At 73.4% G+C, this 22,359-nt stretch carries 15 protein-coding genes; 4 read left to right on the plus strand and 11 right to left on the minus strand.

Annotated elements, in window-relative coordinates; genetic code table 11:
* Positions 1-20: 20 nt before the first annotated feature.
* Positions 21-947: a 2-hydroxyacid dehydrogenase gene (locus ABZU53_RS20350; RefSeq protein WP_354858676.1), complete on the minus strand. Its 927-nt coding sequence runs from the start codon at positions 945-947 to the stop codon at positions 21-23.
* A gap of 186 nt (positions 948-1,133) precedes the next feature.
* Between ABZU53_RS20350 and ABZU53_RS20355 the strand changes: the two genes are divergently transcribed.
* From ABZU53_RS20355 to ABZU53_RS20365, 3 genes are all read left to right on the plus strand, one after another.
* Positions 1,134-2,951: a SpoIIE family protein phosphatase gene (locus ABZU53_RS20355; RefSeq protein ID WP_355067022.1), complete on the plus strand. Its 1,818-nt coding sequence runs from the start codon at positions 1,134-1,136 to the stop codon at positions 2,949-2,951.
* 73 nt (positions 2,952-3,024) lie between these two features.
* Positions 3,025-4,197, plus strand: coding sequence for a PQQ-dependent sugar dehydrogenase (locus ABZU53_RS20360; protein WP_354861248.1), 1,173 nt, complete (start codon positions 3,025-3,027; stop codon positions 4,195-4,197).
* Between the two features lie 61 nt (positions 4,198-4,258).
* A complete protein-coding gene (locus ABZU53_RS20365; protein ID WP_355067023.1) occupies positions 4,259-5,830 on the plus strand; it encodes a metallophosphoesterase in 1,572 nt (523 codons plus the stop codon).
* Positions 5,831-6,288: 458 nt separating this feature from the next.
* Here ABZU53_RS20365 and ABZU53_RS20370 read toward each other — a convergent pair whose 3' ends face one another.
* The 6 genes from ABZU53_RS20370 to ligA form a co-directional block, all read right to left on the minus strand.
* Positions 6,289-8,646: a pyruvate dehydrogenase gene (locus ABZU53_RS20370; RefSeq protein WP_355067024.1), complete on the minus strand. Its 2,358-nt coding sequence runs from the start codon at positions 8,644-8,646 to the stop codon at positions 6,289-6,291.
* A 105-nt stretch (positions 8,647-8,751) separates the two neighbouring features.
* A complete protein-coding gene (gene gatB / locus ABZU53_RS20375) occupies positions 8,752-10,251 on the minus strand; it encodes an Asp-tRNA(Asn)/Glu-tRNA(Gln) amidotransferase subunit GatB (RefSeq protein WP_354861243.1) in 1,500 nt (499 codons plus the stop codon).
* Between the two features lie 13 nt (positions 10,252-10,264).
* The gene (gene gatA / locus ABZU53_RS20380) at positions 10,265-11,740 is read right to left on the minus strand and encodes an Asp-tRNA(Asn)/Glu-tRNA(Gln) amidotransferase subunit GatA (RefSeq protein ID WP_354861241.1); all 1,476 of its coding nucleotides are present in this window, start codon (positions 11,738-11,740) and stop codon (positions 10,265-10,267) included.
* A gap of 49 nt (positions 11,741-11,789) precedes the next feature.
* Positions 11,790-12,095: an Asp-tRNA(Asn)/Glu-tRNA(Gln) amidotransferase subunit GatC gene (gene gatC, locus ABZU53_RS20385; RefSeq protein ID WP_354861239.1), complete on the minus strand. Its 306-nt coding sequence runs from the start codon at positions 12,093-12,095 to the stop codon at positions 11,790-11,792.
* Positions 12,096-12,218: 123 nt separating this feature from the next.
* Positions 12,219-14,777, minus strand: a complete 2,559-nt coding sequence (locus tag ABZU53_RS20390; RefSeq protein ID WP_355067025.1) for an EAL domain-containing protein — start codon at positions 14,775-14,777, stop codon at positions 12,219-12,221.
* 157 nt (positions 14,778-14,934) lie between these two features.
* Positions 14,935-17,070: an NAD-dependent DNA ligase LigA gene (ligA, locus tag ABZU53_RS20395; protein WP_355067026.1), complete on the minus strand. Its 2,136-nt coding sequence runs from the start codon at positions 17,068-17,070 to the stop codon at positions 14,935-14,937.
* A 615-nt stretch (positions 17,071-17,685) separates the two neighbouring features.
* Between ligA and ABZU53_RS20400 the strand changes: the two genes are divergently transcribed.
* On the plus strand, positions 17,686-18,231 hold the full coding sequence (locus ABZU53_RS20400) for a type II toxin-antitoxin system PemK/MazF family toxin (RefSeq protein WP_354861231.1): 546 nt from the start codon (positions 17,686-17,688) through the stop codon (positions 18,229-18,231).
* Positions 18,232-18,599: 368 nt separating this feature from the next.
* Here the strand turns inward: ABZU53_RS20400 and ABZU53_RS20405 are convergent, their stop codons facing one another.
* From ABZU53_RS20405 to mnmA, 4 genes are read right to left on the minus strand one after another with little or no spacing between them, the layout of a single operon-like run.
* On the minus strand, positions 18,600-19,610 hold the full coding sequence (locus ABZU53_RS20405) for an ADP-ribosylglycohydrolase family protein (RefSeq protein WP_354861227.1): 1,011 nt from the start codon (positions 19,608-19,610) through the stop codon (positions 18,600-18,602).
* Between the two features lie 30 nt (positions 19,611-19,640).
* A complete protein-coding gene (locus tag ABZU53_RS20410; RefSeq protein ID WP_354861225.1) occupies positions 19,641-20,012 on the minus strand; it encodes a VOC family protein in 372 nt (123 codons plus the stop codon).
* A gap of 37 nt (positions 20,013-20,049) precedes the next feature.
* Positions 20,050-21,054: a methionine synthase gene (locus ABZU53_RS20415; protein WP_354861223.1), complete on the minus strand. Its 1,005-nt coding sequence runs from the start codon at positions 21,052-21,054 to the stop codon at positions 20,050-20,052.
* A 60-nt stretch (positions 21,055-21,114) separates the two neighbouring features.
* Positions 21,115-22,188 carry a tRNA 2-thiouridine(34) synthase MnmA gene (mnmA, locus tag ABZU53_RS20420; protein ID WP_354861221.1) on the minus strand — a complete coding sequence of 358 codons (1,074 nt, stop codon included), beginning with the start codon at positions 22,186-22,188 and terminating at the stop codon, positions 21,115-21,117.
* Positions 22,189-22,359: the final 171 nt, after the last annotated feature.

The raw sequence follows: 22,359 nt of genomic DNA on the forward strand, positions 1-22,359 counted from the left end.
GGCCGGACCGCGCGGCCCGGTCAGTAGCCGTCGACCACCGTGTTGATCAGCGGCTGACCGGCGGCGAACCGCCGCACCTGGTCGCCGACCAGCCGGTACGCGCGCGGCAGCAGCCCTCGCACCGACCCGGCCACGTGCGGGGTGAGCAGCACGTTCGGCATCGTCCACAGCGGGGAGTCGGCGGGGAGCGGCTCCGGGTCGGTGACGTCCAGCGCGGCCGAGATCCGACCGGTGGCCAGTTCGGCGACGAGCGCCTCGGTACGGGCCACCGGACCGCGGGCCGCGTTGACGAGCAACGCCCCGTCGGGCATCGCGGCCAGGAAGTCCTCGTCGATCAGGCCGCGGGTCTGGTCGGTGAGCGGCACCAGCACGACCACCACGTCGGCGTCGGGCAGCAGTCGGGGCAGCTCCGCGACGGCGTGCACCCCCTGCTCGGGCCGGGCCGTCCGGGCGACCAGGGTGAAGCTCACCTCGAACGGCGCGAGCCGGTCCCGCACCGCCGTGCCGATCGAGCCGGCCCCGACGATCAGCACCCGCTTGCCGGTCAGCTCGTCGGTCGGCGCGTTGCCGTCGTACGCCCACCGCCGCTCGGCCTGCGCGCGGGCGAAGGCTCCGAAGGCCCGCAGCTGGGCGAGGATCGCGGTGACCACCCACTCGGCGGTGGACGGGTCGTGCACCCCCCGGGCGTCGCAGAGCGTGACCCCCTCCGGCATCCGGCCGACCCAGGCGTCCGCCCCGGCGGAGAGCAGCTGCACCGCCTCCAGATCGGGGAGCTGGTGCAGCAGCGCGGTCGCGTCCGACCCGCTCAGGAACGGCGGTACCCAGAAACGGACGTCGGCCGGGGCGGACGGCAACCGGTCGGCGGTTTCGGCGACCTCCACCGTCACGTCCGGGGGCAGCTCGCCGACGAGGTTCAGGCCGGCCGGATGCGGGATCCATACCTTCACGTCCGCCGACGATAGCCTCCGGCGCGACGGCCGGTGCGGGCACGGCGGCGATCCGGCGTCACGGGGGATGGCGCGCGGCGGCGGGGCGGGCGAGACTCGGCACACCGATGTTCGGTCCCGGCCATGACGAGGTATAACCAAGGGTCGGAGGGCCGGTCGGCCCCCGCCCCGGCAGACAGGTGCTCGATGACCGACGGCTCCCCCGCCAGCCCGCGACGTTCGACCGCCCCACCCCCGGCGCTCGGCGACGCGGCGCGGCTGCGTGCGCTGGCCGACACGGGCCTGGACGCCGTACCGGACGAGGCGTTCGACCGGTTCGCCCGGCTGGTCAGTGACCTGCTGGAGGTTCCGGTCGCGCTGGTCTCCCTGGTCTCCGCCGACCGGCAGTTCTTCCCGGGCGCGGTGGGTCCGCCGGAGCCGTGGTCGCAGCGGCGGCAGACCCCGTTGAGCCACTCGTTCTGCCAGCACGTGGTGGACATCGAGGTGCCGATGGTGTTGCCGGACGCCCGGCTCTACCCCCGCGTACGCGACAACCTGGCCATCGACGACCTCGGCGTCGTCGCGTACGCCGGGATGCCGTTGACCGACCTCTCCGGCCGGGTGCTCGGCTCGCTGTGCGCCATCGACAACAAGCCCCGGGCGTGGACCGCCGGGCAGCTGCGGACGCTTGCCGACCTCGCCGCCGCCTGCTCGTCGGAGCTGCGACTGCGGATCGCGCTGGACGGCGCGCAGGAGGCGCGTCGGCGGGTCGTCCGGGCGCATGAACGGCTGGAGCTGCTGGCCGGGGTGAGCGAGACGCTCGCCGGCACGCTGGACGTGGGCACGTCGCTGCGCCGGCTCGCCGCCACCATGGTGCCGCTGCTCGCCGACTGGTGCCTGCTCACGCTGGTCGGGCCATCCGGACAGCCCCGGGAGGTGGTCGCGGTGCACCGCGACCCGGCCCGGACGCCGGACGTCGACCGTTTCGCCGAGCTGCTGCGGACGGGGCTGAGCCAGGAGTCCATCATCCGGGCGGTGCTGCGCACCGGCCAACCGCGGCTCGGCGGCGTGGCGTCGCTGACCGACGTGGCCCGGGGCACCACCGATCCGGAGATGTCGGCGATCGCCGAGCGGCTGGGCATCGCCTCCTACCTCAGCGTGCCGGTGCGGGCCGTCGGGGGCACCGTGCTGGGCGCGATCACCCTGGTCAACGCCCCCGACCGTCAGCAGTTCGACGACCGCGACCTGCTCACCGCCGTGGACATCGGCCGCCGGGCCGGGCAGTCCGTCGGCAACAGCTCGATGTACGGGGAGCAGCGGCACGTCGCCGAGGTGCTGCAACACAGCATGCTGCCGCGGCTGCCGCTCGTGACGGAGCTGGAGCTGACGGCCCGCTACCAGCCGGCGGCCGACCGGGTGGAGGTGGGCGGCGACTGGTACGACGCCTTCGTGCAACCCGATGGTGACCTGATCGCGGCTATCGGGGACGTGGCCGGGCACGACATCGAGGCGGCGGCGACCATGGGCCAGCTACGCAACCTGGTGCGTGGCAACGCGTTCGGCCGGCCGGACGCGGTCGGAGCGCTGATGAGCCACCTGGACAGCGCCATCCGTGGCCTGCGGCTGCCCATCGCGGCCACCGCGACGCTGGTGCGCATCTGTGGCCGGCGCTCCGGCGTCCGCGAGGTGACCTGGTGCAACGCCGGGCACCCGCCGGCCCTGGTGGTGCGGGCCGGCGGTGCGGTGGAGGTCCTCGAAGCGACACCGGAGCCCTTGCTCGGCCTGGCCCGGCCCACGCCGCGGACCAGCCACTCGACCAGCCTGGCCACCGGCGACACGCTGCTGCTCTACACCGACGGGCTGATCGAGCGTCGGGACCGGTCCATCGACGACGGGCTCGCCGAGCTGGTGCACCGGTTGACCGGCACCGACAACGTCCCCCTCGACGACCTGTGTGACCTGCTGCTCGCCTCGATCCAGCACCGCGAGGACGACACGGCGCTGCTGGCCGTCCGGGCCCGCTGAGCGGTTGCGGCACGAGCCGAGGCCCACGTGTCGCGGGCCCGGCCGGGCAGTCCGGCGGGCTACCCTGGGCCGGGTGAGAGCCCGTCTCCCGTACCCTCGCGTCCGCCGCCTCCGGGTGGTCCTCGCGGCGTCCTGCGCGACGCTGCTGCTCGCCACGGGTTGCAGCTTCGGCGAGCCGGAGCCCGACCCGGCCGGTGAGCCGCCCAACCTGCCGACCCCGTCGGCGCCGGCGAGCCCTGGCGGCGCGGGCCAGCAGGCGGTGGCAACCGTCCTGGCCAAGGGGCTGCGGGTGCCGTGGGCCATCGCGTTCCTGCCCGACGGCGGCGCGCTGGTCACCGAACGGGACAGCGGCCGGATTCTCCAGGTCGGCCCGGACTCCGGCCCGGACGGGCTGCGGGTCCGGGTCGTGCAGACGATCAGCGACGTGGCGGCGGCGGGCGAGGGTGGCCTGCTCGGCATCGCCGTCTCCCCCGGCTACGCCCGGGACCGGACGGTCTTCGTCTACTACACGGCCGAGCAGGACAACCGGGTCGCCCGCCTGCAACTCGGCGGGCAACCCAGCCCGATCCTCACCGGCATCCCGAAGGCGAACGTGCACAACGGTGGCGGGTTGGGCTTCGGCCCGGACGGCCAGCTCTACGTCAGCACGGGCGACGCGGGCGAGCGCCCCAACGCGCAGGACACGAAGAGCCTCGGCGGCAAGATCCTGCGGATCACCGCCGATGGCAAGCCCGCGCCGGGCAATCCGTACCCCGGTTCCCCGGTCTGGTCGCTGGGTCACCGCAACGTGCAGGGTTTCGCCTGGGACGACGCCAAGCGGATGTACGCCGTCGAGTTCGGCCAGAACACCTGGGACGAGATCAACCAGATCACCAAGGGCGGCAACTACGGCTGGCCGGAGGTCGAGGGGCGGGCCGGCGACAAGCGGTTCACCGACCCGATCACGCAGTGGGCGACGTCCGACGCGTCCTGCTCCGGGCTGGCCGCGACGGACCGGCTGCTGGTCACCGGCTGCCTGCGCGGCAAGCGGCTCTGGGTGATGGAGTTGACCGACACCGGCACGCTGCTCGGGCAGCCCAGCGATCTGCTCACCAACCGGTACGGCCGGCTGCGCGCGGTGGCCGCCGCGCCGGACGGTTCGCTCTGGGTGAGCACCTCCAACCACGACGGGCGGGGTGATCCGGCGGCCGACGACGACCGCCTCCTGCGGGTGGTCTTCGCCGGCGGCGACGGCGGTCGCAGCTGACCTGCGTCACCTTCCGCGCAGGTTTGCCAAGATCTTTGGGCGGGCAGGTCAGAATCTCAGCATGGACGGGCAACGCGACGAGCAGCACGACGACGCCGAGGACCGGGGCGACCCGGTGACCGGCGGCGAGCCGTCGCGGCCGTCGCGCCGGCGGATCGGCCGGCCCGGTGGACCGGTACGGCGTACGGGCGTGATCCTCGCCGTGCTCGTGGTGGCCCTGGCCGGGGCGGTGCTCGGGGTGCTGGCCGGTGGTCGGGTGGACACCGACATCGGGCCGTTCCGGGCCAACCTCACCCTCTCCCCGGCCCGCGAGGGCGGGACGACCATCGACGTGCCACCGCTCGGCGCCCTGCTGCTCGACAGCCACAGCGGGCCGACCCACCTCACCGTGCGGCTGGGCGCGCTGGACCAGGGGCGCACCGAGGCGCTGCTCGACGACCCGGCGAGCATCAACCGAGCCAGCCAGAGCGCAGTGGAGGACGTCCGCTCCGGGGTGATGCGGCTGGGCCTGCGGACCCTCGCGTCGGCGGTGCTGGTCACTCTCATCCTGGCCGGGTTGATCTTCCGCGATGTGCGGCGTACCGCCTGGGCGGGCGGGTTGGCGCTGCTGGTCACCGCCGGCAGCCTCGGCACCGCCGCGGCGACCCTGCGCCCCCAGGCGATCGAGGAGCCGCGCTACGAGGGCCTGCTGGTCAACGCCCCCGCCATCGTCGGCGACGCCCGCCGCATCGCCAACGACTACACCAAGTACGCCGAGCAGCTGCAACGCATCGTCGGCAACGTCAGCCAGCTCTACACGACGGTGTCGGCGCTGCCGGTGTTGGAGCCGGCACCCGGCACCACCCGGGTCCTGCACGTCTCCGACATGCACCTCAACCCGACCGGCTGGCAGCTGATCCGCACGGTGGTGGAGCAGTTCGGCATCGACGTGGTCATCGACACCGGGGACATCACCGACTGGGGCAGCGAGCCGGAGGCCTCCTTCGTCGGCTCGATCAGCCTGCTCAAGAAGCCGTACGTGTTCATCCGCGGCAACCACGACTCGGGCAAGACCGCCGCGGCGGTGGCCCGCCAGCCGAACGCGATCGTGCTGAACAACTCGACCACCACGGTCGCCGGGCTGACCATCGCCGGCATCGGCGACCCGCGCTTCACCCCGGACAAGAACACCTCACCGGCCGGCAGCGGGCTGACCCAGGAGGTGGCCAACCAGGTGATCGGGGTCGGTACGCAGCTCGCTGCGACGGTGCGCAGCTCACCCCGGCCGGTCAACATCGCGCTGGTGCACGACCCGGCGTCGGCCGGGCCGCTGGCCGGCACCTGCCCGCTGGTGCTGGCCGGGCACACCCACGCCCGGCAGGTCTCCAAGCTGCCGCAGGCACCCGGTCAGCAGCCCACCGCCCTGTTCGTGGAGGGCTCGACCGGCGGGGCCGGGCTGCGCGGCCTGGAGGGTGAGAAGCCGACCCCGCTGTCGATGACAGTGCTCTACTTCGACCAGCAGAAGATGCTCCAGGCGTACGACGACATCACCGTCGGCGGCACCGGCCAGGCCCAGGTCAACCTGGAACGCCACATCGTGCAGAACCCGAGCGCCGGCGCGCCCGCCTCGGTCACCCCCACCCCGACCCGCTGAGCGCGAGCTGCCCCCTACCCACCCGCCGACTCGGCGGTGCCCACCCGCCTGTGGAGCCCGAGCCGGAGCCCGGCCCGAGCCGAGCCAAGCCCTCCGAGCCGGAGCCGGAGCCGAGCCCGAGCCCGAGCCGAGCCGAGCCGAGCCGAGCCCGACGGTGCCTGCGCAGCCTTTGCTCTGCTTCAACGGACGCAACAGTTACGTCGGGTCACTCCGCTCAGCTGCGCGCACCCGAATTTCTGCAGCTCAGCAAGGTGTTGCGCATATTGAAGCAGAGCAAAGGGCGAAGAGAACCCCATCGACAGGCGGACGCTCCTCACTCTCAGTGGCGGCGGCAGTGAGACACGAAGGCTGGCGCACGCGATCCGGCGCACGCAGGCAAGCGAGCGGAGCGCACCCCTCGAGGGCAAGGTCAGCGAAGGGCGAGGGTCAGCGGAGGGCAAGGTCAGCGGAGGGCAAGGTCAGCGGAGGGCGAGCGCGGCCAGGGCGGCGTTGACGATGCTGCCGGGCATCAGGTCGTGCAGCTCGTACAGGTCGGCCACACTGCCGGACTGGCCGAACTCGTCCACCCCCAGCGGCACCGCCGGGGCGCCGAGCGCCGACCCGAGCCAGGCCATCGCGTGCGACGCCGCGTCGTGCACGGTCACCACCGGCACCCGATCGGCGAACGCGGACCGCAGGGCGCCCGGCACGCTGGGCACGGTCGCGGTCCGTACGCCCTGCCGCAGGGTGCGCTGCCACGCCCGGTAGAGCCGGTCCAGCGAGGTCACGTCCACCACGTGCGCGGCGACGCCCTCCTCGGCCAGCTCCGCCGCGGCGGCCAGCACCTCCGGCAGCACCGCGCCGGACGCGGCGAGCTGCACGACCGGGGCGTCGACCAGATGCGGGTACGCCTGGTGCGCGTCGACGAGCCGGTACGCCCCGGCGACCACCTGCCGGCGCAGCACCGCGTCGCCGAGCCGGGCCCGGGCCGCCTCGAACGGCGCCTGGTCCAGCGGTCGGGTGCTCAGCCGGAAGTAGTACGCGCCGTCCTCGGTCGGCGCTGCCGTCGCGGCCGGGGTCGCCCCGCCCGCGATCTGCCCGAGGGCGTCGCAGAGCAGCCAGTCGAGGCTGCCCGCGTACGCCGGTTCGAGGAACGTCACCCCGGGCAGCTCCAGGCCGACCGACGCGGTGATCGTGGACTGGTGGGCGCCGCCCTCGGGAGCGAGGGTGATGCCCGACGGGGTGCCGGCCACCACGAACCGCGAACCGGAGTACGTGCCGTACAGGAACGCGTCGAGGCCGCGCAGCACGAACGGGTCGTAGACGGTGCCCACCGGCAGCAGCGGCTGCCCCGACAGGTCCCAGGACAGGCCGAGCTGGCCCAGCAGCAGGAACAGGTTCATCTCCGAGATGCCCAGCTCGATGTGCTGCCCGGCGGGGCTCTCGGTCCAGCGCAGCATCCGGTCCTCGGTCCAGGAACGCTGCTCGGTGGGGGCGAACACCCCGGTCTTGTTGATGAACCCGGCCAGGTTGGTGGAGGTGGCCACGTCCGGGGCGGTGGTCACCAGGTAACGGCCGACCTCCCGGTCCCGCGCCAGATCCACCAGCACCCGACCGAAGACCTCCTGCGTGGAGATCGGCTTGTTGGCGCGTACTCCCGTGCTCTCCGGAACGGTGACCCCCAGCGCGCGCTCGCGCGGCGCGCGGGACAGCGCCTCCCGGCGGGCGCCGGCCCGGATCCCGGCCGGTGACGCCGGGTCGAGACGGTCCCACTCGGTCTCGGAGGTCAACCCCTGCGCGGCCCGCAGCGTGTCGACCTGCTCGGTGCTGAGCAGCGCCGAGTGGTTGCGCGGGTTGCCGGCGATGGGCAACCCCCAACCCTTCACGGTGTACGCGAAGACGACGCTGGGCCGGTCGGTGACCGCGTCGCACTGGGCGTACGCGTCGAGCATCGCGGACAGGTCGTGCCCACCCAGGTCGGTGACGAGCGGACGCAGCTCCTCGTCGTCGATGCCCTCCACGAACGCGCCCACCTCGGCCGGCGCACCGTCCAGGAACTGCTTGCGCAGGGCCGGGCCGGCCAACCCGAACAGCGACTGGTACTGCTCGTTGGGCATCGCGTCGATCCAGTCGCGCAGCGCCTCGCCACCCGGCCGGGCGTACGCCTCGGCGAGCCGGCGGCCGTACTTGACCTCCACGACGTGCCAGCCGGCCGCCTCGAACTGACCGCGCCACTGCTTGATCCGGATGCCGGGCACCACCCGGTCCAGCGACTGCCGGTTGAAGTCGACAAGCCACATGACGTTGCCGAGCCCGGTGGTGGCCGGGTCGGCGACGGCCTCCCAGATGTTGCCCTCGTCCAGCTCGGCGTCACCGATCAGCGCCACGAACCGGGAGCGCGGCCGGGCGCCGAAGTGCGCGTCGACGTAGCGGCGGGTGGCGGCGGCGAAGAGCGGCGCCGCCGCGCCGAGACCCACCGAGCCGGTGGAGAAGTCCACCTCGTCGGGGTCCTTGGTGCGCGACGGGTACGACTGGAGGCCGCCCCGGGCCCGCAGCCGGGGCAGGTAGGAGCGGTCCAGGTTGCCCAGCAGGTACTGGATGGCGTGGAACACCGGCGAGGCGTGCGGCTTGACGGCGACGCGGTCCTCGGCGTCCAGGTGCGCGAACCACAGCGCGGTCATCGCCGTGACGAGGGACGCGCTGGACGCCTGGTGGCCGCCGACCTTCACCCCGTCGCCAGTGGCCCGGTCGTGGTTGGCGGCGTCCACGATCCGGGTGGCGAGCCAGAGCACCCGCCGCTGGATCTCGTCGAGGACATCGAGGTCGTGCTGGTTCACGGTGGCTCCATCCGGGCGTCGCCGTTGACGCCCTCGCGAGGGGATGCGGTGTGCACGGCGAACACCGCTGGCACAGCACGCGCCAGCGGTGTTCGATCGGGCGGATCAGCCCTGGACGCCGAGGCGCTCCAGGATCAGCTCACGGACGGTCTTCGCGTCGGCCTGACCACGGGTGGTCTTCATGACCGCGCCGACGAGGGCGCCGGCCGCCGCGACCTTGCCGCTACGGATCTTGTCGGCGATGCCGGGGTTGGCGGCGATCGCCTCGTCCACGGCGGCGGTGAGCGCGCCGGTGTCCGAGACGACCTCCAGGCCACGGCTGGTCATGATCTCGGTGGGCGAGCCCTCACCGTCGACCACGCCCTCCAGCACCGTACGAGCCATCTTGTCGTTGAGCTTGCCCGCGTCGACCAGGCCCTGCAGCTCAGCGACCTGCGCGGGGGTGGCGCCGATGTCGGCCAGCTCCACGCCGCTCTCGTTGGCCCGCCGGGACAGCTCGCCGAGCCACCACTTGCGGGCCGCCGCCGGGGTGGTGCCGGCGGCCACGGTGGCCTCGATCAGCTCGACCGCGCCGGCGTTGAGCACCGACTGCATGTCCAGGTCGGACAGGCCCCACTGCTGCTGAAGCCGACGCCGGTGCACCCGGGGCAGCTCCGGCAGGGCGGCCTTCAGCTCGGCGACCCAGGCCGGGTCCGGTGCGATCGGCACCAGGTCCGGCTCCGGGAAGTACCGGTAGTCGGTGGCCGTCTCCTTCGAGCGCCCCGGGGTGGTGTCGCCGGTGTCCTCGTGGAAGTGCCGGGTCTCCTGGGTGATCCGGCCGCCCGCGTCCAGCACCGACGCCTGCCGCAGCATCTCCGAGCGGACCGCCCGCTCCACCGAGCGCAGCGAGTTGACGTTCTTGGTCTCGGTGCGGGTGCCCCACTCCTGACCCGGCAGGTTGAGCGAGGTGTTCACGTCACAGCGCAGCGAACCCTCCTCCATCCGCACGTCCGAGACCCCGAGCGTGCGGATCACGTCGCGCAGCTCGGTGACGTACGCCTTGGCCACCTCTGGGGCGAGCGCGCCGGTGCCCGGGATCGGCTTGGTGACGATCTCGACGAGCGGAATGCCGGCCCGGTTGTAGTCGACAAGCGACTCGGTCGCACCGTGGATGCGGCCGGTCGCGCCACCGACGTGCAGCGTCTTGCCGGTGTCCTCCTCCAGGTGCACCCGCTCGATCTCGATGCGCACCGTCTCGCCGCCCACCTCGACGTCCAGGTAGCCGTCGACGCAGATCGGCTCGTCGTACTGGCTGATCTGGAAGTTCTTCGGCATGTCCGGGTAGAAGTAGTTCTTCCGGGCGAACCGGCACCACTGCGCGATGGAGCAGTTCAACGCCAGGCCGATCCGGATGATCGCCTCGATGGCCGCCTTGTTGGCCACCGGCAGCGAGCCGGGCAGCCCCAGGCACACCGGGCAGACCCGGGTGTTCGGCTCGCCGCCGAAGTCCGTCGGGCAGCCGCAGAACATCTTGGTGTTCGTGCCCAGCTCGACGTGGGTCTCCAGGCCGATCACCGGTTCGTAGCGTGCGACGACCTCGTCGTACGCGGGAAGCGTCGTCGTCATCTGGGCTCCTGCCTCACAGTGCCGGTGGGGTGAACGTGCCGACCGCGGACTCCAGCGCGGCGGCGACCCGGTACATCCGGTCGTCGGCCATCGTCGGGGCCATCACCTGCAGGCCGACGGGCAGCCCCTCGGAGAGGCCGCAGGGCACCGAGATGCCCGGCCCGCCGTACAGGTTGGTCGGGATGGTGAACAGGTCGGCCAGGTACATCTGGTACGGGTCGGCGGTGCGGGCGCCGATCGGGAAGGCCGTGAACGGGGTGGTCGGCGAGATCAGCGCGTCGACCCGATCGAACGCGGCCGTGAAGTCGCGCGTGATCAGCGTCCGGACCTTCTGCGCCTGCCCGTAGTACGCGTCGTAGTAACCCGACGACAACGCGTACGTGCCGACCATGATGCGGCGCTTGACCTCGGGGCCGAAGCCGGCCTCACGGGTCAGCGACATGACCTCCTCCAGCGACCGGTTTCCGTCGTCGCCGACCCGCAGGCCGAACCGGACGCCGTCGAACCGGGCCAGGTTGGAGGAGCACTCGCTCGGGGCGATCAGGTAGTACGCCGGCAGCGCGTACGCGAACGTCGGGCAGGACATCTCGACGACCTCGGCGCCCATCTTGGTCAGCGCGTCCACCGACTCGCGGAACGCGGCCATCACGCCCGGCTCGGCGCCCTCGCCGACGAACTCGCTGACGATGCCGAGCCGCACGCCGGTCAGGTCGCCGGTCGCGCCGAGCTTCGCCGCCGCCACCACGTCCGGCACCGGCTGCGGGATCGAGGTGGAGTCACGCGGGTCGTGCCCGGCGATCACCTGGTGCAGCAGGGCCGCGTCGAGCACCGTACGGGCGCACGGGCCGGGCGTGTCCAGCGACGACGAGAAGGCGACCAGCCCGTAGCGGGAGGTGCCGCCGTAGGTGGGCTTCGCGCCCACGGTGCCGGTGACCGCGCCGGGCTGGCGGATCGAGCCGCCGGTGTCCGAGCCGATCGCCAGCGGCGCCTCGTACGCGGCCAGCGCGGCGGCGCTGCCACCGCCCGAGCCGCCCGGGATCCGGCTCAGGTCCCACGGGTTGTGCGTCGGGCCGTACGCCGAATATTCCGTGGAGGAGCCCATGGCGAACTCGTCCATGTTCGTCTTGCCGAGCATCACCGTGCCGGCCTCGCGCAACCGCTGCACGATCGTCGCGTCGTACGGCGGGCGCCAGCCTTCGAGGATCTTCGAGCCGACGGTGGTCGGCACGCCACGGGTGGCGAGCACGTCCTTCACCGCGACCGGCACCCCGGCCAGGGGGCCCAACTCCTCGCCGGCGGCCCGGCGCTCGTCCACCGCGCGGGCCGCGGCGAGCGCGCCGTCGGTGTCGACGTGCAGGAAGGCGTGCACCTGCTCGTCGACCGCGGCGATCCGGTCCAGGTGTGCCCGGGTCACCTCGACGGCGGAGGTCTCGCCGCCGGCGACCAGCGCGGCGATCTCCGTCGCGGTCATTCTGGTCAGATCGCTCATGCCGTCACTCCGCTCCGCTTCGCGACGCCAGTCGCCCGTGCACGTCCGCTCATGAGGCCACGTCCTCGGTCAGGATCCGCGGTACGCGGAACCGCTGGTCCTCGGCGTCCGGCGCGCCCGACAGCGCCTCCTGCGGGGTCAGGCACGGCGTGACGACGTCCTCGCGGAAGATGTTGGTCAGCGGCACCGAGTGCGAGGTCGGCGGGATGTCCGCGGCGGTGACCTCGCCGACCTGGGCGACCGCCTGGAGGATCACGTCGAGCTGGCCGGCGAAGGTGTCCAGCTCCTCCTCGGTGACGGCGAGCCGCGACAGGCGCGCCAGGTGCGCGACCTCCTCGCGGGAGATGGCGGCCATCCGTGCCCCCTTCTGATGTCCTGCTGGTCGGGCGGTGTGCCGGCCGCGCGACGCGTGCGGCGTGACGCGCGGTGACCGGAGCGAGTCTATTGTTCCGCCCCCTCCGCCGGCTGCTCGGGTGGGTCAGCGGGTCGACCGGCGGCCGACCTCCGGCTCCGGGCCACCCGCCGGGCGGACCGGCCGGTAGCGGGCCAGCCAGGTGACCAGCTCCTCGGCGGGCATCGGACGGGCGTAGAACCAGCCCTGGGCGGCGTCGCAGCCGGCGGCGTACAACATCCGCCAGGTCCGCTCGTCCTCCACGCCCTCGGCGACCACCCGCAGCCCCAGCGCGCCCGCCAACTCGATCATCGACCGGACGATCGCCGCGTCGTCGGCGTCCTCGGCCATGCCGAGCACGAACGACCGGTCCACCTTCACCTCGGACAGCGGAAGTCGGCGCAGATGTTGCAGGGACGAGTAGCCGGTGCCGAAGTCGTCCAGCGCGATGGCCACCCCGATGCGGTGCAGCCGGGAGATGGTGGCCAACACCCGGCGCGGGTCGGCCATCAGGGCGCCCTCGGTGATCTCCAGTTGCAGCCGCTCGGCCGGCACCCCGTAGCGGGCCAGCCGGTCGGCGATCTGGTCGGCGATCTCGCCGGTGTGCAGATCGCGCACGCTGACGTTCAGCGCCGCACGCAGCCCGATGCCGGCCGCCGACCACTTGGCGAGCTGCTCCACCACGTCGTCCACCACTCGCCTGGTGAGCAGCCGCATCACCGCGCTCTGCTCGGCGACCCGGATCAACTCCTCCGGGTCGACCATGCCCCGGCGCGGGTGCCGCCAGCGCAGCAGGGCCTCGACGCCGACGACCTCGCCGGTCGCGATGGCGATCTGCGGTTGGTAGTACATGGTGATCTCACCGGCGTCGTCGGCCGGCTCGCCGCCGTCGCGTACCCACCCGGTCGACCCGATCGCCTGGGCCTCGGGAACCGACCCGCCGTCGCGCGCCGGACGGTCCCTGCCCGGCGGCGGCACCGCACCGCCGTTCGGCGACCACCGCCCGTGGCCGCCGGCACGCCGGTCCCGCAACGGGCCGGAACGGGTGCCGGGGATCGCCGCGCGGCTGTTGCGGCCCCGGATCGGGTCGGCGCCGGTGGCGATCCGGTTGATCAGCTCATCGGCGTCCACCAGCTCGGCGCCGGCCCGCCGCCTGCGGCCCCACCACCGCCCGGCCGCCGACGACGCCGGCGCGATCACCGGCGCACCGCCCGGATGCGGCGTGGCCTTGGCCGCCGCCGGAGTGGGCAGCGCCGCACCGTCACCGCCGCGCACCTCGGCCTCCACAGCGAGGGGTACGTCTGCCGTCCGCTCGGACTCACCCGGCTCGGCGGCCGACGGGCCGGATTCCAGCACCCGGCGGAGGTCGGCGAGGAGTCCGAGACGCTCGGCCGAGTTGTGGTCCGACTCCGGGGCGTACACGGCGACCGTGTCGTTGCGGTGCTTGGCGTCGTACATCGCCACGTCGGCGTGCCGCATCAGGGTGGCGAAGTCCTCGCCGTGCTCCGGAAAGAGGGCGATCCCGATCGAGCCGCCGACGTCCAACGGCAGCCCGTCCAACGGCACCGGCTCGGCCAACACCCCGACCACCTGGTCGGCCAGCTCACGCGCCTGGCTGACGTCGGTCAGCCCGGTCATCACGATGGCGAACTCGTCCCCACCCAGCCGGGCGATCATCTGCGGCCGAGGCTCCACGTCGGTGAGCCGGGCGCTGACCTCGACCAGCAGCCGGTCGCCCACCGCGTGCCCGAGCGCGTCGTTGACGTTCTTGAAGCGGTCCAGGTCGATGAGCAGCAGCGCCAGGTGCCCGCCGGGCTCGCCGCGGGCGGTCCGCTCGGCGTGCAGGTGCACCTGCTCCGCCACCTCGGCCAGCAGAGCCTTGCGGTTGGGCAACCCGGTCAGCGGGTCGGCGGCGGCGAGGTGCTGCTGCTCGACGGTCAGCCGGGCCATCCGGTAGACGGCGAAGAGCGGTACCAGCACCAGCGGGATCAGCGCCGCGCTGAGACGGGCGGCGGCGACCAGCACCGGAGCGAGCAGCAGCAGCGAGCCGGTGGAGAGCAGTTCGAAACCGACGCCCTGGCGGACGGTGGGCCACCAGCGGCCGCCGAAGCGCAGCCGCACCGCCCAGCTCACCAGGCCGTAGTTCACGACGAACCAGGCCAGCGTCGCCCCGCCGACGGCGGCCACGTCGGTGGCGTGCAGGCGACCGCCGTCGAAGACGGTGCCCGGCCCGAGTTGGATGACGCCGTACGCGGCGGCGAGGGCGCAGGCGTACTGGCCGACGTTGAACGCGGTCCGCCAGGCGGCGTGGCGCATCCGCCAACCCGAGACGATCACCCCGACGGCCTGCACCGCCACCGCCGGGCCGAGCCCCCAACCGAGCAGGATCGCGAAGGTGAAACAGGTGGACGGGAAGACCGCCGAGGTCTGCCGTCGCCCCGGCGGGACGAACGGGCGCGCGTCGCAGACCACCGCGAGGGCGGCCATCGTCCAGAACGCCACCGGCAGGCGGGGCAGCTCGTCGGGGAGCGTCGTGAGTGGACCCGTGGCGGTCAGCGCCGCGACCACCAGGATGCCGACGACGAAGGCGGTGAACGGCGTCACCCGCCCAGGTGGGACGGAGTTGCGCGGGTCGGCGACCTCCATCACACCTCCCGAGGAACGGTCGACGTGCCGATGAGCACGCTGTGACCCAATGAAACGCCCTCAGCCCCGGGTTTCCCGGTATGACAGTCACGAATCGGTCGTAGTCGTAATTAAGTTGGTATACGCGACGGGCCGCCACGTCGGCACGCCGCTGCGGTCAGCCCTCCACCCGGGCGACGTCCCGTGCGGCGTCCGGACCCGCCTCCAACAGCACCCGGAACCCGTCCTCGTCGAGCACCGGCACCTTGAGGGTGGCCGCCTTGTCGGCCTTGGAGCCCGGGTTGTCCCCCACGACGACGAAGCTCGTCTTCTTGGAGACTGACCCGCTGACCTTGCCGCCCCTGGTCTGCACGGCCTCGGCGGCCTGGTCCCGCGAGAAGCCGGCGAGGGTGCCGGTCACCACGACGGTCAACCCCTCCAGCGGGCGCGGGCCCTCGTCGACGGCCTCCTCGGCCATCCGTACGCCCGCCTCGGCCCACTTGCGGACCACCTCGCGGTGCCAGTCCACGGCGAACCACTCCCGGATGCTGGCCGCGATGGTCGGCCCGACCCCGTCGACCGAGGACAGCTCCTCCTCGCTGGCGGCGTCGATGGCCTCCATCGAGCGGAAGTGCCGGGCCAGCGCCTGGGCGGCGGTGGGGCCGACGTGCCGGATGGAGAGCGCCACCAGCACCCGCCACAGGTCACGTTCCCGGGCGACGGCCAGATTGTCGAGCAGCTTGACCGCGTTGCTGCCGAGGCTGCCGTCCTTGTTGACGAAGAACGGTGACCGGGACAGCTGCTCGGCGTCGAGCTGGAAGAGGTCACCCTCGTCGGCGATGATCTCCGCGTCCAGCAGTGCCGCCGCGCCCTTGTAGCCCAGCACCTCGATGTCGAACGCGCCACGACCGGCGAGGTGGAACACCCGCTCGCGCAGCTGGGCCGGGCAACTGCGGGTGTTGGGGCACCGGATGTCGACGTCGCCCTCCTTGGACGGCGCGAGCGGGGTGCCGCAGGCCGGGCAGGTGGTCGGCATGACGAACGGGCGGGCGTCGGCGGGCCGCAGGTCGACCACCGGGCCGAGCACCTCGGGAATCACGTCGCCGGCCTTGCGCACCACCACCGTGTCGCCGATCAGCACACCCTTGCGCTCGACCTCGCGGGCGTTGTGCAGGGTGGCGAGCGCGACGGTGGAGCCGGCCACCCGCACCGGTTCGAGGACGGCGAACGGGGTGACCCGACCCGTGCGCCCCACGTTGACGTCGATGTCGAGCAGCTTGGTGGTGACCTCCTCCGGCGGGTACTTGAAGGCGATCGCCCAGCGTGGGGCACGGCTGGTCGAGCCCAGGCGACCCTGGATGGAGACCGGGTCGACCTTGACCACCACACCGTCGATCTCATGCTCGACGTCGTGCCGGTGCTCGGCGTAGTAGGCGATGCACTCCGCCACGCCGGACAGATCCGGGACGACCCGCCACCGGTCGCTCGTCGGCAGCCCCCACGCCTTCAGCGCGGAGTACGACTCCGACTGCGCGGTGGGCTGGAACCCGCGGCGGGCGCCGATGCCGTGCACGACGAGACGCAGCGGTCGGGAGGCGGTGACCCGAGGGTCCTTCTGCCGCAGGCTGCCGGCGGCGGCGTTGCGCGGGTTGGCGAACGGCGCCCGCCCCTGCTCAACCAGGCTCGCGTTGAGGTCGGCGAACGCGGCCACCGGGAAGTAGATCTCGCCCCGGACCTCCAGCAGCTCGGGCACCGTCGGGAACTCGGCGGACGGCGCGAGCTGGCTGGGCACGTCCCGAATGCTGCGCACGTTGGCGGTGACGTCCTCGCCGGTGCGGCCGTCACCACGGGTGGCCGCCCGGACCAGCCGGCCGGCCTCGTAGGTCAGGTTGATCGCCAGACCGTCGACCTTCAACTCGCAGAGGTAGGGCACCGGCCCGCCCGCGTCCCGCTCGACCCGCTCGGCCCAGGCCGCCAACTCCTCGTCGGCGAAGGCGTTGTCGAGCGAGAGCATCCGCTCGGCGTGCGTGACCGGGGTGAATTCGGTGGAGAACGTGCCACCCACCCGCTGGGTCGGCGAATCCGGCGTCCGCAGCGCCGGGAACTCGTCCTCCAACGCCTCCAGCTCGCGCAACTGCTTGTCGAACTCGGCGTCGGTGATGATCGGCGAGTCGAGCACGTAGTAGCGGTATTGATGCTCGGTCAGCTCACGGCTGAGGGTGGCGTGCCGCTCCCGCGCCTGCGGCGTCGGCTCCGCGCCGGCCGCCGCCTCCTGAGCCGGGCTGACCTGTTGACCGATCTGCTCCTCGGACACCCCGCCACCTTCGGACACGCCTGCGACCTCCCTGATCACGCTACTAAGGCACGGTATCGGTCCGGGGTGACAATCCGATGCCCACCTGCGCCACCGGTGACGCCCCACGCAGCCCGTTCCCGTGCCGCGCGTCGCCCCGGACGGCGATGAGGCGACGATCGACGCCGCTGAACGCCGATGACGTGGCAACCAACGCCGGACTCGCCGACCCCGCGGTCGGTGGCACCGAGGAGAGGCTGCCGACCCGGGCACAAAGGCCGCCGAACGAACAGATCGGCGTCGCCCGGGAGCACGCCGGGACTCGCGGGCCGTTGATCGACTCCAGGTCGCCGACACGGGGGTGTCCGCGCACCCGGATGCCCCCACACCGGCGATCTGGAGTGGATCACCGAGCAGGGGCCCGGTCGTCGGCCCAACTCACGGGAGCGCCCACGCCGTACCGGCCGCCGACCGGTCGACGCAGCCGCGCGGGGAGCGGCCGTGCGGCTGCGTGCTGGGATGTCGTCGGGCTGCGATGTCGTCGGGTTGCGATGTCGTCGTCGGGCGGCAGGGGCGGCGACGTGCGAGGATCGCCGAACGAAGCGGCCGGCGTGCCGCCCTGACGCGGAGGTGGCGATGACCGAGGCGCTGCTCTGGGCGGCGGCGATCCTGCTGGCGGTGGCCGCCGGCTGGGCGTGGAACAGCTGGCGGCACCGGGCGAACAGCCGACGCTCGGCCGACCGACCTGGTCGCGGCGCACCGACCCGCGCGGGTGGTCGTCGTCCCGCCCCGCCGCGGCCACGCGGCACCGACCGACCGGCCACCAGGCCGCGCTCCCGCGACACCGATCGGGCGGCCGGCACTCCGGCGGCCGGCGAGATCTGGTGGGCCGACGTGCCGTACGTCGACGGCAGCGGCTCGAAGGTGCGGCCCTGCCTGGTGCTGCGCGCCGACTCCCGGGGCGCCGACGTCCTGAAGATCACCAGTCAGGACAAGAGCGACCGCGACGACCACGTCCGGATTCCCACCCGGGACTGGGACCCCGGCGCCGAGCACGACAGCTACCTGAGCCTGACCGAGCCGATCCGGATCAGCTCGGCCGACTTCGCCGACCGCGCCGGCCGCTGTGACGCCGACCTGTGGCGGAAGGTCCGCAGCCTGCGCCACCTGCCCACCAGCTGACACCGGCCCACAGGCCGCAGGCCACCCCGGCCCCCGGCCCCCGGCCCCCGGCCCCCCGGCCCCCCGGCCCCCCGGCCATGATCCACTCGGGTTCCAGGAATCCGGGGTGTCCGAGCCGCCGCAACACCCCACCTTCCAGGAACCCGAGTCGATCACCGCAGACAGGCCGGGCCATGCTGGCAGGCTGGACCGGGCCCGGCCACGCCACGCCACGCCACGCCAGACCAGGCCAGGCCAGACCAGACCAGGCCACGCCACGCCACGCCACGCCAGGCCACGCCACGCCGGGCCACGCCAGGCCACGCCGGGCCAGGCCACGCCATGCCAGGCCACGCCACGCCACGCCAGGCCAGGCCACGCCCGGCCGGTCAGTCCCAGGCTGCGCCGAGGGTGGCGAGCTGGTCGGCGTACTCGATGCGGTCGGCCCAGCCAGGCGGCCAGGCCGCCATCCCGGTGGCCGCGCCCACGAAGGCGCCGGCCAGGGCGGCGATCGAGTCGGAGTCGCCGGCGGTGGTCGCGCCCCGGGCCAGCGCCGCGACCGGGTCGTCGGCGTGGCGCACGGCGCAGAACAGAGCGGTGGCCAGCGCCTCCTCGGCCACCCAGCCCTCCCCCGTGGCCCGGCACGGGTCGCCGCCGTCGTCCGGCTCGCCGAGGGCGACGGTCAGCCGGCGCAGCGCCACCAGGCATTCGTCCCAGCCGCGGGCGATGAACTCCTCCGGCGTGTCGACCCCCGGGCGCTGCCAGAGATCGCCCAGCCACTCGCGGCGGTAGACGCGGTGCTGGGACCGCGCCCGCTCGGTGAGAATCGCGGGAAGCTCCGCCAGCGGGACGCCCCCACGCACGGCGAAGACCGCGTACGCGGTGAGTTCGCTGGCGGCCAACCCGGTCGGGTGGCCGTGGGTCAGTCCGGCCTGCAACTGGGCCAGCCCGGCCAGCGTGTCGAGGTCGGCGTCCAGCAACCCCACCGGCGTCACGCGCATGTTGGCGCCGCAGCCCTTCGAGTCGGCGATCGTCGCCTCCTGCCAGGGCAGCCCTCGGGCCAGGTCGGCGCAGGCGCGCAGGCAGGTCATCCCGGGGGCGCGGTTGTTGTCCGGACTGACCGACCAGGCCACGAAACGCCGTCGCAGCAGCGGCTCCACCACCTCCGGAGTCAGCGACGGCGCCTCGTGCAGCGCCCAGCCCACCGCCAGCGCCATCTGGGTGTCGTCCGTGACCAGCGCCGGCTCGCCGGTCAGCTCACGCGGGCCGGTCGGGCCGTAGCGGCGCTGGATCTCGGCGACGGTCAGGAACTCGGTGGGCTTGCCCAGGGCGTCACCGTAGGCGAGGCCGAAGAGCGAACCGGAGGCGCGCAGCGGAGAGGAGTGGATCACGGCGGCCATGATGCCGGGCCGCCGCAACCCACGCCATGCTCAGTCCCAGCAGAGGCAGAACGGGTGGCCGGCCGGGTCGGCGTAGACCCGGAAACCCTCGCCCTCGCCGGGCAGCCGCCGGGCACCGAGCGCGAGCGCCGCCTTCTCCGCGCTGTCGATGTCGTCCACCGTCACGTCCAGGTGGAACTGCTGCGGACGCTCCGGGTCCGGCCAGGCCGGCGGACGCAGGTTGAGCGCCCGCTGGAACGCCAGGCGGGGCTGGTGCCCGGGCGGGCCGCCCAGCACCACCCACTCGTCATCGGGCTCGCCCTCACCCTCGACCAGGGGGATGCCGAGCAGCTCGGAGTAGAACGCGGCCAGCGCCCGCGGATCGGGGCAGTCGATCACCACTGAACGTAGCTGTCCAATCATGACCGTCATCCTGCCCACCGGGTACGACAGAAAAACGTCACTCCTCGGTGAACCGGCGACCGGCGTCCCGGCAGGCCGCGAGCACCGCCCGGGCGTACTGGGGAGTGGCTCCGGCCAGGCCGCACGCCGGGGTGACGACCACCTGCTCGGCGAGCTGCCGACGGGGAAAGCCGAGGCGGTCCCAGATCTGGCGTACCCGATCGGCGATCTGCGCGGAGGTCGGTGCGCCACCGGCCGACGGCTGCCGGGTCGGCGCGGCGCCGGCCAGCAGCCCGAGGCCCGCGTCGATGGCCTCGCCCAGCGGGTCCAGGTCGGTGACCAGGTCGAGGTCGAGGGCGACCGCGACGGCGCCGGTGGAACGGATCAGCTCCAGCGGCACCTGCGGGGCGCAGCAGTGCACCACAGTGGGTACGCCCACCGCGTCGACGACCGTACGCAGCAGAGCTGCCGCGTCCGCGGACTCCACCGCCCGGTACGCGCCCAGCCCGCTCTCGGTGGGCACCCGCCCGGCCAGCACGGTCGGCAGCGACGGCTCGTCGAGTTGCAGCAGGACCGAGGCCCCGGGCAGCCGCCGGGCGACCGCCGCGACGTGCCCGCGCAGCCCTTCGGCGAGGGAGCCGGTGAGGTCGAGGACCGCGCCGGGGTCACGCAGCAGCCGGCCGCCGATCGGCAGTTCCAGCGAAGCGGCCAGGGTGAGGGGGCCAGCGGCCTGCACCTTGATCGGGCCGGCGTACCCCTCGGCCTGCTCGGCGAGCTGGTCCAGGTCGCGTTCCATCAGGTCCCGGGCCCGGCGCAGGTCACGGCCGGGGCGGGGGGCGACCCGCCAACGCCCGGCGTACAGCTCGACGGGCAGCTCCACCAGCAGCCCGGCGCTGCGGCCGATCAGGTCGGCCCCGGGGCCGCGTGCCGGCAGCTCGGGCAGGTGCGGCAGCTCGGGAAGCTCACCGAGGACGACCCGCTGGGCCTCGGCGATGTCGGTGCCGGGCAGCGAGCCGATACCGGTCGCCGCGCCGGCCGGCCAGGGCCATGCCTGATCTGTCACGGCCGAAGGCTATCCCGCTGGCCGCGCCGGCCGCTCGGCGACCACGCGCAGATCGCCCGGTCAGCCGGTGATGGTCGCGGAGCCGAGGACGATGTCGCCGGCCGGGTCCGGCCGGTACGCCACCACGGCCTGACCGGCGGCCACACCGCGGACCGGCCGACGCAGCTCGGCGTGCAGCGTGTCGCCGTCGAGGTCGACGGTCGCCGGCACCACGTCACCGTGCGCGCGCAACTGCACCTCGCACTCGACCGGCGCGGCCGGACGGGGGCCACCGGTCCACACCGGGCGGGTGGCCCGCACCGTCGACACCTCCAGCGCCTCGGCCGGACCGACCGTCACCGTGTTGGTCTTGGGCGTGATGGAGAGCACATAGCGCGGCCGACCGTCCGGGGCGGGTCGGTCCAGGTGCAGACCGCGACGCTGCCCCACCGTGTAGGCGTACGCGCCGGTGTGACTGCCGACCACCGCGCCGGTGCTCGCGTCGACGACGTCGCCGGGCGCCTCGCCGAGCCGGCCGGCGAGGAAGCCGCGGGTGTCGCCGTCGGCGATGAAGCAGATGTCGTGGGAGTCCGGCTTGTCGGCCACCGCCAGGCCACGCTCGGCGGCCTCCGCGCGGACCTGCGCCTTCGTCGAGTCGCCGAGCGGGAACATCGACCGGTCCAGCTGCTCGCGGGTGAGGACCGCCAGCACGTACGACTGGTCCTTGGCCACGTCGACGCTGCGGCGCAGCAGCCCGTCCGGGCCGAGCCGGGCGTGGTGGCCGGTGACCACCGCGTCGAAGCCCAGGGCCACCGCCCGGTCCAGCACCGCCGCGAACTTGATCTTCTCGTTGCAGCGCAGGCACGGATTCGGCGTACGACCCGCGGCGTACTCGGCCACGAAGTCGTCGACCACGTCCTCGTGGAAACGGTCGGCCATGTCCCACACGTAGAACGGGATGCCGATCACGTCGGCGGCCCGGCGGGCGTCCCGGGAGTCCTCCAGGGTGCAGCAGCCGCGCGCCCCGGTCCGGTACGTCTGCGGGTTTCGGGCCAGCGCCAGGTGCACGCCTGTCACGTCATGCCCCGCCGCCACCGCCCGTGCCGCCGCCACGGCCGAGTCCACCCCGCCCGACATCGCCGCCAAAACCCTCACCAGCAGACTCCCTTCCCCACCAACCCTATCCACCTGCCCGGCCCAGCCCCCACCCCACTCCGGCGCCAAACGGGGCCGGCCGGTCGGAGCACCGCGTCGATCATGAAGTTATTGCCACCGCGCACGGCGTGTCGTGGCAGTAACTTCATGATCAACGATGTCAGGCGGCTG

This window comes from Micromonospora sp. NPDC005194 (assembly GCF_040608335.1).
Lineage (GTDB): Bacteria > Actinomycetota > Actinomycetes > Mycobacteriales > Micromonosporaceae > Micromonospora.